Raw genomic sequence first — 15,164 nt, forward strand, 5'->3', positions numbered from 1 at the left:
ACCTCACAATCCCGCGGCGCAACGGAAGCGCCGCCAGTCGTTGTTGCGCAGCGGATTGCGCGAGGATTCGAACTGCACCAGCATCCGGGCGGAATAGCCGCTCACGTTGAAACTGACCAGGTAGGCCGTATCCGACTGCGCCGCCGGCTGGGCGGTATCCAGGGCCCGCAACCAGGACCAGCTGCCGGAATAGGCCATGTTGGGCCTCTGCCCGCCGCGATCCTCGAACATCACGGCCGTGTCCTGGCCACCGTCGCCCGGCCAGACGAAACGCCTGGCCAGCGGCGGCCCGTGTCGGTAGCTCAATACCTGGTCGCCCGTGGAGAACTGGAACTGCCGCGCCCGGGCATCCAGATAGCGCGGTGTCATCGAGAAGGCCACCCGCGGCCCCGCGCCCCCGACGAAGAACATCTCACGGATCATCTGGGCACGCTGGAACTGGGCCAGTACCGAGGACGGAATGCCCACGCGGGCGGCCTCGTCGCTGCGCCACTGGAAACGTCCGCCGGGAGCATCCACCAGGCTGGCGAGGTTCTCCTGGAAGAAGCTATCCATCACCCCGCCCGGCGCGAACAGCCGGGCGAAGTCGCCGGGGGGGATATCCTCGGTACTGCCGGGGACAAAGGGGTAGCGGCCCTGCGCCAGCTCCTGGCAGATGGGCAGCACGGCATCGCGATAGCGCCGATTGAGTTGGCCGCGCAGGTTGCGCATGGCGACTTCCTGCCCCGACCCGGCCAGTTCATCCACCCACTCGTTGAACGGTGCCGGCGAGCGGGCCGCTTCGCTGCTCAGCCGACGCAGTGTCTCGCCCCCGGCCCCGCCCAGCAGTTGCATGGCGTCCTGGTTGCCCAGCCCGCCGCCCAGTGAGCTGAGCTCCTGATAGAGCTGGGTCAAGCGGGCGATCAGGGATTCCATGGGCGGCTCGCCGTTCTCTCCCAGCACGAAGTGGTGGAACTCCTGGAAGTGGGCATCGATGCGCGCGCCCGGATGCACGGCCGGCTCCTCTTCCTCGCGTCCCGGATCGACGAAGCCCAGGAAGGCGTCGAGTCGCCCGCCCTGTGCCTCGTCCTCGGCCTCCGGCGCCGGGAAACGGGTCTGGGCGGCGATCGTCTCCATCAGGCGGCGCAGCGGCGAGGTCGGACCGGTGATGACCGCCAGCAGATCGATCGCCTGGTCCACCTGCAGCAGGGGCACCAGGTCCAGGTCGTCCAGCAGCGCCTCCCAGTGGTCGATATAGGCCTGTTCGTAATAGCGCACGAAGTCCTCGGCCAGGGTCAGATGGGCCGCCCGACCGCTGGGGAGCGTGTCCTCCCCGAACACCCATCGGTCCTCGAGGAAGCGGCTCACCAGGTCACCCCCCTCCTGGCCGGTGATCTGCTCGAAACCGGCATGGGTGTAGAGCGCCGGCACCGGCTCCGACAGCGGGGTGCCGCTGCGCCGGCGGAACGCCAGGTCGCTGCCGAGCCCGGCCTCCACATCGAGCCGCAAGGCCTCCTCGTGGCGCTGGTCGTAGCGGGTCTCCAGTCGACGCAGCATCAAGGCCGGCACGGAGGCCTGACGCAGCGAGGCGCGGCCGCGGGCCACCAGTTCCTCATCGACAGTGACCGCCGGGAAGGAGCGCGCGCTGTCCGTGTAGGCGCTGAAGTGCTCGAACAGCGCCTGGGCGATGGCGCGCTGCTGGGGGTATTCGCGCAGCAGCGTCTCCCGGACGATGACCCCGAGCTCGTCGCGATTCAGGCGGTCGGTATCCGCCAGCATCAGATAGCCCTTGAGGTAGGCATAGACGTCGGTGGGCGACACATTGGGCGTCGACAGCCGCCGCTCGATGAGCTTCACCACCCGCGGCACCAGCAATTCGCGCACGCCCTGGAGATAGGCCTGGTCGGCGGAGGTCCCCACGGCCTCCCCGCGATAGAGCCCCAGGCCCATCAGGAAGGGTACGCTCCCCCGATGGCGGTTGGCTTCCGTCGCCACGTCGCGCAGGGCATCCAGGCGCGGCAGCACCTCCGCCAGCCCCGCCTCCCCCGGCACCGGTCGGGTGGCCGTCTCGGCATGGGCCTCCAGCGCGGCGCCCACGTCCGCCAGGTAGCCGCGGTTGTACTGATAGCTGGCCACCCAGCCCGCCACCACGATGCCGAGCACGCCGAGCAGGACCAGATAGGCGACGTTCTGGGCCAGGGCCCGGCCCACCTCCAGGCGCCAGTTGACGCCGGCCAGCCCCGACTCCGGAAAGATCACCGCCTTGAGCAGGCGATGAATGAAATAGCTGCGCCCCTGCCCGCCCGGCGCGGCCTCGACGGGCGACGCCCCCGACACCTGCATCCCGTAGACCCGGGTCAGGCTGTCCATCATGCGATCGATGGGCGTGCCTTCCTGGGTGCCACTGGTGAAGTAGAGCCCGCGGAGCATCACCGGCCGGTCGTAGCCCGACCCCTCGAAGGTGTCGGCGACGAACTGCAGCAGGCTCTCCCGCAGGCCGGCCATCTGGCGGGGGAAGCCGAACAGCCGGGCGCGCCGCTGGGGCTCCCGCTCCTCGACCAGCCGCTCCAGCAGGCGGGCATCCAGGCGCTCCAGCAGCCGAGAATACTCCCCCTCGAGCCACTCGGACGGCCGCCCACCGGCCACCGGCTCCGGCCGAGTCATGCCCCATACCTGCAGCCGCCCCTCGTGATCCAGGTCGTCGAAGAACTCCACGAAGCCGGCAATCAGGTCGCACTTGGTGACCATGAAGTACACCGGTACCTGGATGCCCAACTGACGCTGCACCTCGTCGATCCGGCGACGCACCATCTCGGCGTGGCGCTCGCGGGCTTCCGGCGAGGGGTCGAGCAGGTCGGTGGCGCTCAGCGCCACCAGCACGCCGTTGATGGGCCGGCGCTTGCGATACTTGCGCATCAGGTCGAGAAACGCCTGCCACTCGGCGGCATCGGAGCCGGCGCTGGAGTCCTGGCTGAAGTACCGCCCGGCGGTGTCCAGCAGCACCGCCTCGTCGGTGAACCACCAGTCGCAGTTGCGCGTGCCGCCCACGCCGCGGAGTGCGTCCCGGCCGTACTTCTGATCGAGCGGGAAGGTCAGTCCGGAGTGACGCAGTGCCGTGGTCTTGCCCGAGCCGGGGGGGCCGATGATCACGTACCAGGGTAACCGATAGAGATCCTTGCCCTTGCCGGACTCGCGCAGGAAGCCGATGGCCTCCTCGAAGCGTCGACCCAGCTCGTCGTTGCGGCGGTCTTCCGACCCGGCGGTAGCGACGATGGCGTCGCCCAGCCGATCGCTGGCCCGCTTGACGCGCCGCGCGCGCAACCACTGCAGCAGGCCCCAGCCCGTGAACAGTGCCAGGATGACGCCCAGGCGCACCCAGGGGCTGTGAAGGGGCACGAAGGCGCCGATGGCGATATAGGGCCCGATGTACCAGATCAGCAGCGCCAGCAACACCACACCGATCAGGCCCAGGAAGGCGCGTTGCCGGAACACCGAGAGCAGGGCCTTCACGGGGCACCTCCCGACGGACGATGCAGGATCTCGATGCGGCGGTTCAGGGCCCGGTTGGCCGGGTCATCCGGGGGGCGGTAGCGCGGTTGATCCGCGCCGATACCGACATGATCGACGCGGTCCGGGTCGCTGAGCGATTCGCGCAGCAGGGTGGCCGCGCTCTCCGCCCGGGCCTGGGACAGCTCGTAGTTGTCCGCGAAGCGGAGGGAGCGGATCGGCACGTTATCGCTGTGCCCTTCCACCAGCACACTGCCGGGCACTTGCTGGATCGCGTCGCCGATCTGGCGCAGCAAGGGACGAAACTCGTCGGTCACCTCGGTGCTGGCCGAGGCGAACACTTCGCCGCGCAGGATCACGGTGGTACGCCCGTCCTCGCCGCGCTCGATCTGCAGGCGCTCGGGGGCCGTCCCTTCCAGCAGATCGGCCAGTTCCAGGCGGCTCTCTACCACCGGCACCGGCAGATCCACCGGTGACTCGAAGGTGGCCTGGCGGACCTCGTTGAGCTGCGCCATCACGGGTGCCGTGGCGCCATTCAGCCAATTGTGCAGGGTGAAGTAGACGGCGCTGCCGATCACCAGGGCCAGGGCGACGCACACCCAGGCCGGCAGGGTACGCACCAGGCGGTTACGGCGATCCTCGACGCCCCGCCAGGCCGGCGACAACTCGTCGGAGGGAGCTTCCCGCCACTGCCGAATCCTCTCGTAGAGACGCTCGCGCAACTCGGCGAGCCGGGCTTCCCCTCCCGGGGTCACCCGGTATTGCCCCTGGAAGCCCAGGGCCAGGCAGACATGGAAGAACTCCACCAGGTCGCGCCGCGGTTGGCGATCGGCCAGCACGCGCTCGATCATCTGGAACACCTTCTCGCCGCCGGCACTGTCGCGATGGAAGGTCAGCAGCAGGGCACGCCCGGGCCACAGGCTGTTCGCCCCCCAGGGGGTATTCATGACCACTTCATCGATGAAGGTACAGAGGGCATAGCGAGCGGCCAGGATGGACTCCTGCGCGGCCCCCCGCTCGGCCGACACCTGCTCGAAGACCTGTACCTGGCGCACGGTCTCGGCATGCAGTGCGGCGACATCCGCGTGATCCCGGGTGCCGCGCAGCCCGCAGCAGAGCATGAGCAACGGCATCGCCGCCTCCACCAGGGGATTCAGCGCGGTGGTGCCGAACGCCGACAGCGCCGGCGACCCGGCCATCCCGGCGGCGGACGGCGGTGCCGGGCTCGGCGTCCCGCGCCCCAGACCCTGGGAAGAAAGCTGGGAAGAGGACTGGGGAGACGCCGTGCGCCCTCCCGGACGCGGGCGAATGATGGTGCGATCACCGGAACCGGGCGGCGGCCGATCATCATCGCTCATGCCCCACCCCCGCGAATGGCCCAGAGGTCCATCTTCAGGTCGGGATACTGCCCGGCGACATGCACGGCCATGCCCCCCGACTCAGTCAGCGCCTCCCACATCGGGTTACTGCTGTCCAACTCGAAGTACACCCGGGAGGTAAGTTGCGGAATCTGCCTCGGCGCCGTCGGCATGGGCACCAGCGGGATGCCGGGGAGGTTGTTGTTGACCAGCTCGGCGATACGCTCCACCGGTGCCACCTTGGCATGGGCCGGGAAATAGGCCCTCACCTCCTCGGTGGACACGGCGGCCCCCACCGACAGCACGAAGCTGGCCGAGCGGAACAGCGCCGTGTCCTGGGCCCGGGCCACCCACACCCCGTGGGCGCCGGTCTTCTCCAGCGGTACCTGCACCGCCGGCAACTCCCGCACGGTACGGAATTCGGCCCGCAGGACCCCGAGCACGCTTTCGAAGGACGGCTGCAAGTCAGCGTGACGATAGGGCTCCATCTCCGGTGGCAAGCGGTTCTCCCGCGTCAGGGTGGCCAGCTCCCCGGCCAGGCCGATGGCAAACCGATAGAAGGTCTCCGGCGGCACATGGGTGGACGCGGCGAAGTGCAGGGCGACCGGAATATGCCGATTGACGATCTGCAGCATGAGAAAGTCGGCGATCTCCCCCGCGCCTCCCTGGCCGCTCGCCGTGACACGTCCCGCCAGCATCTCGGCACGCTGTCGCAGCAGGCCACACAGCTCGTTCACATGACCCTGAAGGCGTTCCGAGGCCCGGCAACGCAGCACCGTCGGCAGGAAGGCCTCGTCCAGTACCAACTGCCCATCGGGACGCACCTCACTCACCCGGCACAGGGGAATGCAGGCGTACTCATCCAGCGTCTCGCCGGCCAAGGCGAGCCGGGTCTCGAGCCGCCCCACCTCCACCGGGGTGGACACCGCGCTGTCGAGCACCCGATCCCGGACCTCCAGAACATCCGCTCGGTAGCGGTAGAGCCCGGGCGGCGCCCCTTGGCGGCTGACGTCCACGGTCCCCTCCCGTTCCAGGGCCAGGGCCAGGTACACCAGCTGATCCCGCACCTCACCCCCCACTTCCAGCGCGGGCGGCAACGGATCATCGCCGGGCATGTGGAACGGGGTACCATCGGGGAAGATCCCGCGCCCGACCCGCAACCCCAGCTTGCCGATGGCCAGCAGGTCGGTGTCGATCTCGAGCTCCTGAAACCCCCAGGCATGGGTACCATAGGCGACCAGGCGACCGGCGATGTAGCCTTCGACGAAGCGATCCTGCTGCTGCAGATGTTGCGGTTCGAGAAAGAGCCCCTCGCTCCACAGCACACGGCTGTTGCGTGACATGAGTACCTCTCTAGTCGAACCGGACGGCCACTCGCGCCCCGTCCAGCGTGATGGTGAAGGTCGCCTCCTCGAGTTCCTCCCCTCCCCCCGGGGGTAGCGCCGCGACGGCTCGCCATTGGGCAGAGGGATCCCGCACATCGAAGAACTCGGCCATCACCGCCAGATAACGCACCTCGGGGGTAAACACCTGGGTCACGGCCCGCTCCTCCCCCTGGCAGGGCACACCACCGGCCGACGCGTCGGTGGCCTCCATCTCCATGGGACAGAGTTCGAAGGAGTCACGGCCGATCAAGGCGGCACCGAGGGTGTCGGTATCCTGCCTGACCAGCTCCTGCAGCGAGGCCTCCAGGAAGGCCTCCCGATCGCGCAGCTGATAGAGCCGGAGGGTCACCGGTGACGGCCGCCCCTCGGCATTGGGATTCAGCCCCGGCATCACCAGGATTCGCCCCGTCACCGGTTGCGGTCCGGGCGGTTCCCCGGAAGCACAGGCGGCCAGCACCAGCGCCGTCACGACCACCAGTACCCCCTGGTAGTGCCTGCTACCCTTGCCTCGCCACCTTGCCATGGAACTGCCCCCCCACGATTGCCCTCGCAGACAGTATCGTTCTTGCCACCGATGCCCGCCCTGTCCCGGCGTGGTCGTCACCCCCGGCCCTGGCTGGAACGGGCCTTGAGGACCTGGATCTGCTTTTCGTAGGCGTCGCAGAACGCCTCGCCGAACAGCCGATTGAAATAGCCTTCGCTGTCGCGCTGTATCTCTGCATAGTGCGCCTGGTACTGGCGCCAGTATCTGGGTCCGGTCACGCGTCCGAGCAGCGAGGCATGCTCCTCGTGCTCCGCAAACCGGGCCTCCAGATGCGCCGGGTCGAACTGGTGCAGCATCTCGAAGAAGCCGCTGCGCATGCCCGCCAGCATGGCCAACTGGTGGCATCGCAGGTCCTCGAAGCCGGCCTCGAACGCCTCCACCGCCGGCAGGTAGTCGGGATTCTGCTTGACCATCAGGTTGTGAAGCGCATCCTCGGGGCTGGTGGAAAACTTCAGCGGGTTGTTCTCGCGCGCCTGGATCAGCGTCACCGACATGCGGAACTCGTTCTTGACTTCCATTCGTGCCTTCAGCAGATCCATCATCCCCTGGATGGTCACCCGGAGGATGCGACCGAGTTCCTCGGCCTGCTCCGGCGGCACCCGGTCAGGGTCCAGCCCGGCCCCCGAGAGCAGCTGCCGCAGCGCCTGGTCCGGCCACTCCCCGGTCGGCGGGGCCACAGGTGGTGGCTCGTCGGCCTGGCTGCCGCTTGTCTCCGGTATCGACCGGGCCGCAGGTGGTGACTCGTCGGCCGGACCAGGCCCTGCCTCCGGCATCGGCGGAGCCGCAGGTGGCGGCGATGCCGGAGGTGCTGGCGGTGAAGGAGGTTGTGGCTGTGCAGGTGCCGAGCCGGACTGGTCCCGCCACCAGTCATCCGGGAGTAACGGCTCGGCGGGTGCGTCACTCGATGGTGCTGGGGGAGAAGGCGTAGCGGCCGGAGACTCAGGCGATTCCACCGACGGTGGCGTTTCCGTGAAGCGGGGGGCGCTGAAGTGCTCGCTCAGGTAGGAGTGGTCGGATGGCGACGCTTTCGGCGCCGTCGAGGGCGTCTTCACGGCCCCTCCGAGCAGCTCCAATGGATCCGGTACCTCGTGGTCGGCGGGGTTGCCCGGCAAGGGCGGCTCCGCTGCCGGTGGCGGCATCACCGCTTCCGCCTCGATCCGGGCACGGATACGGCAATCGCCGATCAGGAACTCCACCCCATCCTGCAGCGGCAAGGGCTCCGCCGGATCCAGCCGGGTCACGCCGTCGGCCAGCAGGATGCCATTGGCACTCGAGTCTTCCAGGAAATAGCGCCCATCCTGGTAGCGAATTCGCGCATGGCAACGCGAAATCTCCATCGTCGGGTCGGGCAATACCCAGTCGTTGTTGGGTGCCCTGCCCAGGGTGCCGCCTCTGTCGAACCAGCGGTGACTGGCCTTGTCCCCCAAACGCGACGAAGCCTCGTTGATCACCGTCAGCGTGAGTGCCATGAGCCTACCCCAACTCAGATGGATACCAAGCGGGCACCTGACGCCGTCACGCAGCCGGGCTGCGTCATGGAGTCAGTGTCTACTAATACTAAAACAGTAGTGGCCTATGAGCGTCCTTGCCAGGGTGATACCGCCGCATGATTCAGCTCTGATACTCCAGGTGCAGGCAGCCCTCTTCCAGATCCGAATAGACATACAGGCCGTCGCGATCCCCCCCGAGGTCGATGATCACCGAGTCGGGCGAATCGAAACGGGTGGCGGCAATGGCCCGCGCCGCCGTGGCGTTGAGCTTGTGCGTCTTGATATAGGCATTCCAGCGCTCGGTATCGCGTGTTTCGATACGGCCTCCACGATCCGTCGCCTCCTTCAGCAGTTGCCTGAAGCTGTAATAATCCACATCGACCATTCGCGCTCTAGCCATAATCGGTTCGGCACCAGCCCCTTGTCGTCACCCGGAAGGCGTCTTCCCGGGCCAGCCTGCCGGCAAGGACGCGGCAGACAGGCCTCTTGACCTCAGAGTCACCCACTGGGGAACAAGCGTCAAGCAGGGCCCGGCGCGCTCAGTCATCAAATACTCAGTCATCGAATACTCAGTCATCAAATACATAGGCGAACTCGGCGTTCTCCACGCTGACGTGCACCCGTTCCACGGGGCGGTGGTCCACCAGGCGCGTCAGGAACTCCCGACTCAGCACGGGCAGCAGGGAGTTGGTCAGGATGGCGTCGATCATCCGCCCCCCGCTCTCGAGTTCGCTGCAGCGCTCACGGATGAGATCGAGAACCGCCTCATCGTAGCTGAACGGCACCCCATGACTCTCCTGCACCCGCTGTCCGACCCGGCCGAGCTGCAGGCGAATGATATCCCGCAGCATGTCGTCGCCCAGCGGATAATAGGGAATGGTCACGAGGCGTCCCAGCAGGGCCGGCGGGAACACCTGCAGCAAGGGCCCACGCAGCCGCTTGGTGAGATCCTCCGCGTCGGGGCGTTGTCGACCGCTGTCGCACGCCTGCATGATCAGGTCGGTGCCCACATTGGTGGTGAGGATGATCAGAGTGTTCTTGAAGTCGATCAAGCGCCCCTCGCCATCCTCCATGCTCCCCTTGTCGAACACCTGGAAGAAGATCTCGTGCACGTCCGGGTGTGCCTTCTCCATCTCATCGAGCAGCACCACGCTATAGGGTCGGCGGCGCACGGCTTCGGTCAGCACGCCTCCCTCACCGTAGCCCACATACCCCGGCGGCGCCCCTTTCAGGGTGGAGACCGTATGCGCCTCCTGGAACTCGCTCATGTTGATGGTGATCAGGTTCTGCTCACCGCCGTAGAGCTGCTCCGCCAGGGTCAGCGCCGTCTCCGTCTTGCCGACCCCGGAGGGGCCGGCCAGCATGAACACCCCCACCGGCTTGCCGGGATTGTCCAGGTGGGCGCGGGAGGTCTGGACCCGCCGAGCGATCATCTCCAGGGCATGATCCTGTCCCTTGATCCGCCCGGCCAGGCGATCCGCCAGGTTCAACACGGTCGTCACCTCGTCCTTGACCATCCGCCCGACCGGAATGCCGGTCCAGTCGGCCACCACGGAGGCCACGGCCTGGGCGTCGACGCTGGGCAGGATCAATGGCGCCTCTCCCTGCAGCCGGTCGAGCTCTTCCTGCAGCGTCTCCAGTCGCGTCATGGCCGCCGCCGGGTCGAACCCCGGCTCCCCCTCCAGCGCTTTACCGCCAGCGGCATCGGGCTCTTCCGCCGGCGAGGTGGCCGCCGTCTCGGCGCCGCCCTCGGCCGAAGGCGTATCGACGCTGCCCGCGTGCTCCCGCAGTTGCCGGCGCAGCGCGAGGATCTCGTCCACCAGCACCTTCTCGCTCTGCCAGTTCGCCTCCAGCGCCTGCAACCGCTGGCGTTCATCGTCCAGGGCCTCGGCCACCTGACTGTCCCGCTCCTCGACCGGCAGGCCCACCGCCCGCTCCCGGGCGATGATCTCCGCTTCCGTCTCCAGCACCTGGATACGCCGCCGGCTGTCCTCCACTTCCGCCGGGACCCCATGCTGGGAAATGGCCACCCGGGCACAGGCGGTATCCAGCAGGCTGACCGCCTTGTCCGGTAGCTGGCGGGCCGGAATATAGCGGTACGACAGCTGGACGGCAGCGGTCAGCGCCGCGTCGCGCACCAGCACCCGGTGATGCTGCTCCAGCACCGCCGCCAGCGAACGCATCATCGCCACGGCCTTGTCCTCGCTGGGCTCCGGCACCTGCACGGCCTGGAAGCGGCGGGTCAGCGCCGGGTCCTTCTCGATATGCTTCTTGTACTCGGCCCAGGTGGTAGCGCCGATGGTGCGCAGGGTCCCGCGCGCCAGGGCCGGCTTGAGCAGGTTGGCGGCATCGCCGGTGCCGGCCGCGCCCCCGGCGCCGACCAGGGTATGGGCCTCGTCGATGAACAGGATGATCGGCTTCTCCGACGCCTGTACCTCCTCGATCACCTGACGCAGGCGATTCTCGAACTCACCCTTGACGCTGGCCCCCGCCTGCAGCAGGCCGACATCCAGGGAGCGCAGCGAGACATCCTTGAGCGGCGGCGGCACGTCGCCGCTGGCCAGGCGCACGGCGAAGCCCTCCACCACCGCGGTCTTGCCGACACCGGCCTCGCCGGTGAGCAGGGGATTGTTCTGACGCCGCCGCATGAGGATATCGATCATCTGGCGGATCTCCTCATCGCGACCGATGACCGGGTCGATCTTGCCCTGCCGGGCCTGCTCGGTCATGTCCACCGTGAAGCGGCGCAGCGCCTCCTGCTTGCCCATCTCGGCCGGCGGCACCGGCGCGGCCTCCTCGCTCGGCCCGCCTCCCGCGGCCGCCAGCCTGGCCTCCGGCGAGCCACCGACGATGCGGTCCCACTCCTCCACCAGCCGGTCGGCCGGCACCTTGCGGAACTCCCCGGACAGATTGGGCAGCACATTGCGCAGGCCGGCGGTCTTCATCAGCCCGACCACCAGGTGCCCACTGCGCACCTGGCTGTCGCCGAACCTGAGCGTCGCCCAGACCCAGCCACGCTCGACGGCTTCCTCGACATGGGCGGACAGGTCGGTGATCGAACTGGCCCCCCGGGGCAGGGCATCGAGCGCCCGGGTCAGGTCCTGGGCCAGACGCGCCGCGTCGAGCTCGAAATAGCGAACGATATGCAGCAGGTCGGAGTCGCTCTGCTGCAGCAGCTGGTGGAACCAGTGCGCCAGCTCCACATAGGGGTTGCCACGCAGGCGGCAGAAGGTGGTGGCACTCTCGATGGCCTGGTAGGCCAGCGAGTTCAACTTGCCGAAGAGTTGGGTACGACTGATATCTGCCATGGCTAACCTCCCTGGCCGGTGCTTCCCGGCTCACACCGGGGGCGGCCCAGACGCCTGTGCGCATCGCGGATGAAGGCCCGGGCGACACCGTCATGCGCATGCCGCCCGAGCCAGGTGGACATGCCCAGCCGCTGGCCGCGCGCGAGGCGCAGCACCGGCGCCTGCCGGGGCTTCAGCCGCAGTTCCAGGTCCCAGCTGAGCTCGTCGCCCGTGTAGGCCCGCACCAGGTCACCGAGCTCGGCCAGGCCAGGCTGCCCCGGCAGGAAGGCCTCGAACTCCTCCCGGGTCAGCGCCTCGAGCACCACCCGAAAGCTGAACTGACACTGCCAGGAGCGACGTCCCAGGCTGGCATCCCGCCCCAGCCGACCGACCGGCCTGCCGCGCCCCAGGCGCAGCCACTCGTTCTCGGGGATGACCAACCAGCGGGCCTGGAAGGGAACCACGCTGACCGAGACCCCGAGATGGTCCCCCAGGATGTCCTCCAACCCTTCCTGGCAACGCGCCATGGCGGCGAAGCGGCCGACCCGATACAGCTTGGCGCGATCCCCCACGCTGTCGCGTCCCTGCAGGCCCGGCGTGCCCAGGCCGGCCAGCGCCCCCAGGTACCAGAAGAACCGATTATCGGGGCGATCCGCCTCCACGGCCGGTTCGGCATCCGCCCAGGCACGATAGAACAGCGAGGCGAGGCGGTGATGGAACAGATTGAGGAAGTCGGCGAAGCTCGGATCCTGGTGCAATCGGCGGCGCTCGTCCGCATACTCGGTGAGATGCAACGGCAGCGGGCCGTTGGGGCCGAGCAGGCCGAACCCCTCACCATAAAGCCGTGGCACCTTGCCCTGCTCGATAAGGCCGGGCTCGACATGGGTGAGCTCGCCCGGGGCGAAGCGCAGTGACGGGAGCTGGGCGAGTCGTACCGCATCCTCGGTGACCCGCCGGCTGCGCCCCAGCCGCGCGCGCTCCGGTGCGGCGGCCTCGATCAGGCGCAGGGCCGCGAACAGGGTGAAACGCTCCGGCGCCTCGGTCAGCTCTCTGGGAAGACTCGTCAGGTCTTCGGGAAGATTCATAGCGCCTCCCTCCTGCCGGCTCGCACCGGCCAGCGCATGATCTCGCCGCGCTGCAGCGACTCGACGACGGTCTCGGTGAAGCTGTTGACGGACACATACTTGGCGAAGAAGCGCTCCAGGACGGCGCCGAGCAGGAAGGCACCGACGCCGGTGAAGGCATCCTCGTCGAGGCGCAGCCTCAGGGCCAGCCCATTGCCGAAGCAGATGGGGCCGTTGACCGGCATGCGACGGACGACGGCCTTCGACTCGATGGACACCACCCCTTCCACATGGCGCGCCAGGGAATCCCTGGGGTCGACGTAAAGGTCGAGCAGCTGGCGCAACGCCCGGGCCCCCTCGCCCTCCTCATCGAGCAGCGACAGGTAGTTCAGGGATAGCTGGCTGACCAGCCGCCAGGCCGTTTCCCCGGACGGGAACGCCGCCCGGGGCCGCGTCGGGCCCGCCAGAATGCGCACCGACTGCACCGGCGCCGCCGTCTCCAGGGTAAAATCCGTCGCGCCCTTGCCCACCGCCATCTGAATCGGCAGGTCACGGTTGGTGCACAACAGCTTCACATCGAGCTGGCGCAGGGCAGCCGGATAGGGGGCATGATTCTCGTCCACCAGCGAGACGAAGACCTCGCTGCCGAGGTAGCTGGTGCGGCTCCCGCGTCGACGCTGGCGGGAGGAGCTCAGCCGCGGCCGGCGCGAGACGAGGAAGTAGGCGCCGGACTCGGCAGCGTCCACATCACGACCGACGCGATAGAACAGGTGGAACGGGTAGCCGCCCTCTCGGCTGTGGGTATGGCCGGTGACCTTCTCGACCCGAAACACCTCCAGGTCCATGGGGCGGTTGCGGTCCGGCACCACATGGAACTCGGTCTTCTCCGGTGTCACGGTGATGCGATCGGCGGTGAAGGGGAACAGATTGATCGCCGGCGTCACGTTCAGCCGAAAGGCCTCCGCATCCAGGGCGTGCTCGAGCCGTGGGTCACTGCGCCGCAGCAGCAGCGTGATCTCGAGCCGCCCCCCTGCCAACTGACGCAGTGCGGGCTGCAGGCCGGTGAGCTCGGCGAACAGGAACCGCTGAGGAAACGCGAAGTATTCCTGTAGCAGCCGATAGCCATCGAAGGAGCGCCTGACCGAGGGCAGCAACGCCTCCCCGCGGTCGAACCCGGGCTGGCGAATGCCGATGGCGTGATCGACCCTGGCCGCCCGGTCGGGATCATCGCGCAGGCAGGCGCCGGCAAAGGCCCCGTGCAGTATCTCGTAGAGCCACATGGGCAGCTCGTCGCTACCATGGAGGTAGAAGGAGAGGCGCTCGATGGGCAGGTCGGCGAGGCTGCCACCGTTGGTGAGCTCGAGTTCGAGCTGGATGGCCGAGCGGACTCCCGCGGGCGTCGGCAGCCCGCGGGCCGCCATCATCCCCGGATTGACCAGGTAGCGGGCCTTGGTCAGCCGTAGTGGCCACAAGCGTACGTCGTGGGCCGTGCGATATTCGCAAGCAGTCTTTTCGCCCTTGCCCAGTTGGCTGCGCAGGGCCGTACCGGCCGGAATGCGGTACCCCGCCTCCAGGGTACCGGCCGCCAGATCCGGCTGCAGAACCACCATGGCCATGGACGGCACCGGGGTGGTGAGATGCGGGTAGACCAGCTCGAGCAGCTGGTGGGTGAAATCCGGAAAGCGGGCCTCGATCTTGTGCTGGATCCGCGCCGTCAGGAAGGCGAATCCCTCCAGCAGTCGCTCGACATAGGGGTCGGCACAGTCGAGGCCCTCCATGCCCAGGCGCCCGGCAATCTTCGGATAGTCCCGGGCGAACTCGCCCCCCATCTCCCGGATGTAGCGTAGTTCCTGTTCATAGAGTCTGAGCAGCCTGGGATCCATAGCCTACGCCTGGGGTCGGGGAAGCGATCAACGCTCGGCCACCTCTCGCACGGTGACCGAGGCATCATGGAGATCGAGCTCGGTGTGCAGGTACAGTTGCTCCGGCAGCGGCTGCCCCCAGAGTTCGCCCTCGATCAGGAAGGCCAGGGTATTGCGCGGGCCATCGGTGTCCTGCTCGACGGGCGTCACCAGCACATGTCGAAGCCGCGGTTCGAATCGCTCGATGGCGGCACGCAGCCGCTCTGCCAGCAATGGCGAGTCGGCCCCCGACAGGTGCATGCCCGCCGTTTCCGGCACGCCGAAGTTGAGCACCGAGCGTGCGATGTGCGGGTAATCCTCGAGCCCCACCACGTCCATCATGCAGCCGGTGTTCAACAGCCAGCCGAGGTCGCGCAGCACCAGTTGTCGCAGGCGCCGGGAAGAAATCACCCGGTCATCGCGGGACTCCTCCCGATTGGCCACCAGGCGACGACGCCGGACATCCACCAGCGCCGCCAGCGGCGGCGCCTGGGGCCGCGGCCTGAGTTCCAGCACCTGACGGAAGGGGCGCTTTTCCGGATGATTCTCCCAGCACTCGATACCGTCCTGGTCCTCATCCATCACGCGCTCGATGCCGAGCGTGGCGAGCATGTCCCGGAGCATGTCGCGGGTCAGGCCCGCTTCGTCG

At 68.1% G+C, this 15,164-nt stretch carries 10 protein-coding genes; all 10 read right to left on the reverse strand.

Annotated elements, in window-relative coordinates:
• Positions 1–3 precede the first annotated feature (3 nt).
• Positions 4–3,489, reverse strand: coding sequence for a type VI secretion system membrane subunit TssM (gene tssM, locus QLQ85_RS02575; protein WP_282737558.1), 3,486 nt, complete (start codon positions 3,487–3,489; stop codon positions 4–6).
• Entirely contained in the window at positions 3,486–4,844 is a 1,359-nt protein-coding gene (gene icmH / locus QLQ85_RS02580) for a type IVB secretion system protein IcmH/DotU (protein WP_282737559.1), read from the reverse strand. The genes tssM and icmH overlap by 4 nt, the downstream gene beginning before the upstream one ends.
• Positions 4,841–6,187, reverse strand: a complete 1,347-nt coding sequence (gene tssK, locus QLQ85_RS02585) for a type VI secretion system baseplate subunit TssK (protein WP_282737560.1) — start codon at positions 6,185–6,187, stop codon at positions 4,841–4,843. The genes icmH and tssK overlap by 4 nt, the downstream gene beginning before the upstream one ends.
• A gap of 10 nt (positions 6,188–6,197) precedes the next feature.
• The gene (gene tssJ / locus QLQ85_RS02590) at positions 6,198–6,752 is read right to left on the reverse strand and encodes a type VI secretion system lipoprotein TssJ (protein WP_282737561.1); all 555 of its coding nucleotides are present in this window, start codon (positions 6,750–6,752) and stop codon (positions 6,198–6,200) included.
• Between the two features lie 77 nt (positions 6,753–6,829).
• Positions 6,830–8,242: a type VI secretion system-associated FHA domain protein TagH gene (gene tagH, locus QLQ85_RS02595; RefSeq protein WP_282737562.1), complete on the reverse strand. Its 1,413-nt coding sequence runs from the start codon at positions 8,240–8,242 to the stop codon at positions 6,830–6,832.
• A 142-nt stretch (positions 8,243–8,384) separates the two neighbouring features.
• Positions 8,385–8,648 (reverse strand): hypothetical protein, encoded by a 264-nt coding sequence (locus QLQ85_RS02600; RefSeq protein WP_282720705.1) that lies wholly within the window; start codon positions 8,646–8,648, stop codon positions 8,385–8,387.
• Positions 8,649–8,832: 184 nt separating this feature from the next.
• Positions 8,833–11,571, reverse strand: coding sequence for a type VI secretion system ATPase TssH (gene tssH / locus QLQ85_RS02605; protein ID WP_282737563.1), 2,739 nt, complete (start codon positions 11,569–11,571; stop codon positions 8,833–8,835).
• Positions 11,572–11,573: 2 nt separating this feature from the next.
• Positions 11,574–12,635 (reverse strand): type VI secretion system baseplate subunit TssG, encoded by a 1,062-nt coding sequence (gene tssG / locus QLQ85_RS02610; protein WP_282737564.1) that lies wholly within the window; start codon positions 12,633–12,635, stop codon positions 11,574–11,576.
• Complete coding sequence (gene tssF / locus QLQ85_RS02615) at positions 12,632–14,497, reverse strand: type VI secretion system baseplate subunit TssF (RefSeq protein WP_282737565.1); 1,866 nt, start codon at positions 14,495–14,497, stop codon at positions 12,632–12,634. Before tssF ends, tssG begins: the two co-directional genes overlap by 4 nt.
• Positions 14,498–14,524: 27 nt before the next feature.
• Positions 14,525–15,164: type VI secretion system baseplate subunit TssE (gene tssE / locus QLQ85_RS02620; RefSeq protein WP_282737566.1), on the reverse strand; the 640-nt coding region annotated here is incomplete at its 5' end.

This window comes from Halomonas kalidii (genome assembly GCF_030010475.1).
Classification (GTDB): domain Bacteria; phylum Pseudomonadota; class Gammaproteobacteria; order Pseudomonadales; family Halomonadaceae; genus Halomonas; species Halomonas heilongjiangensis.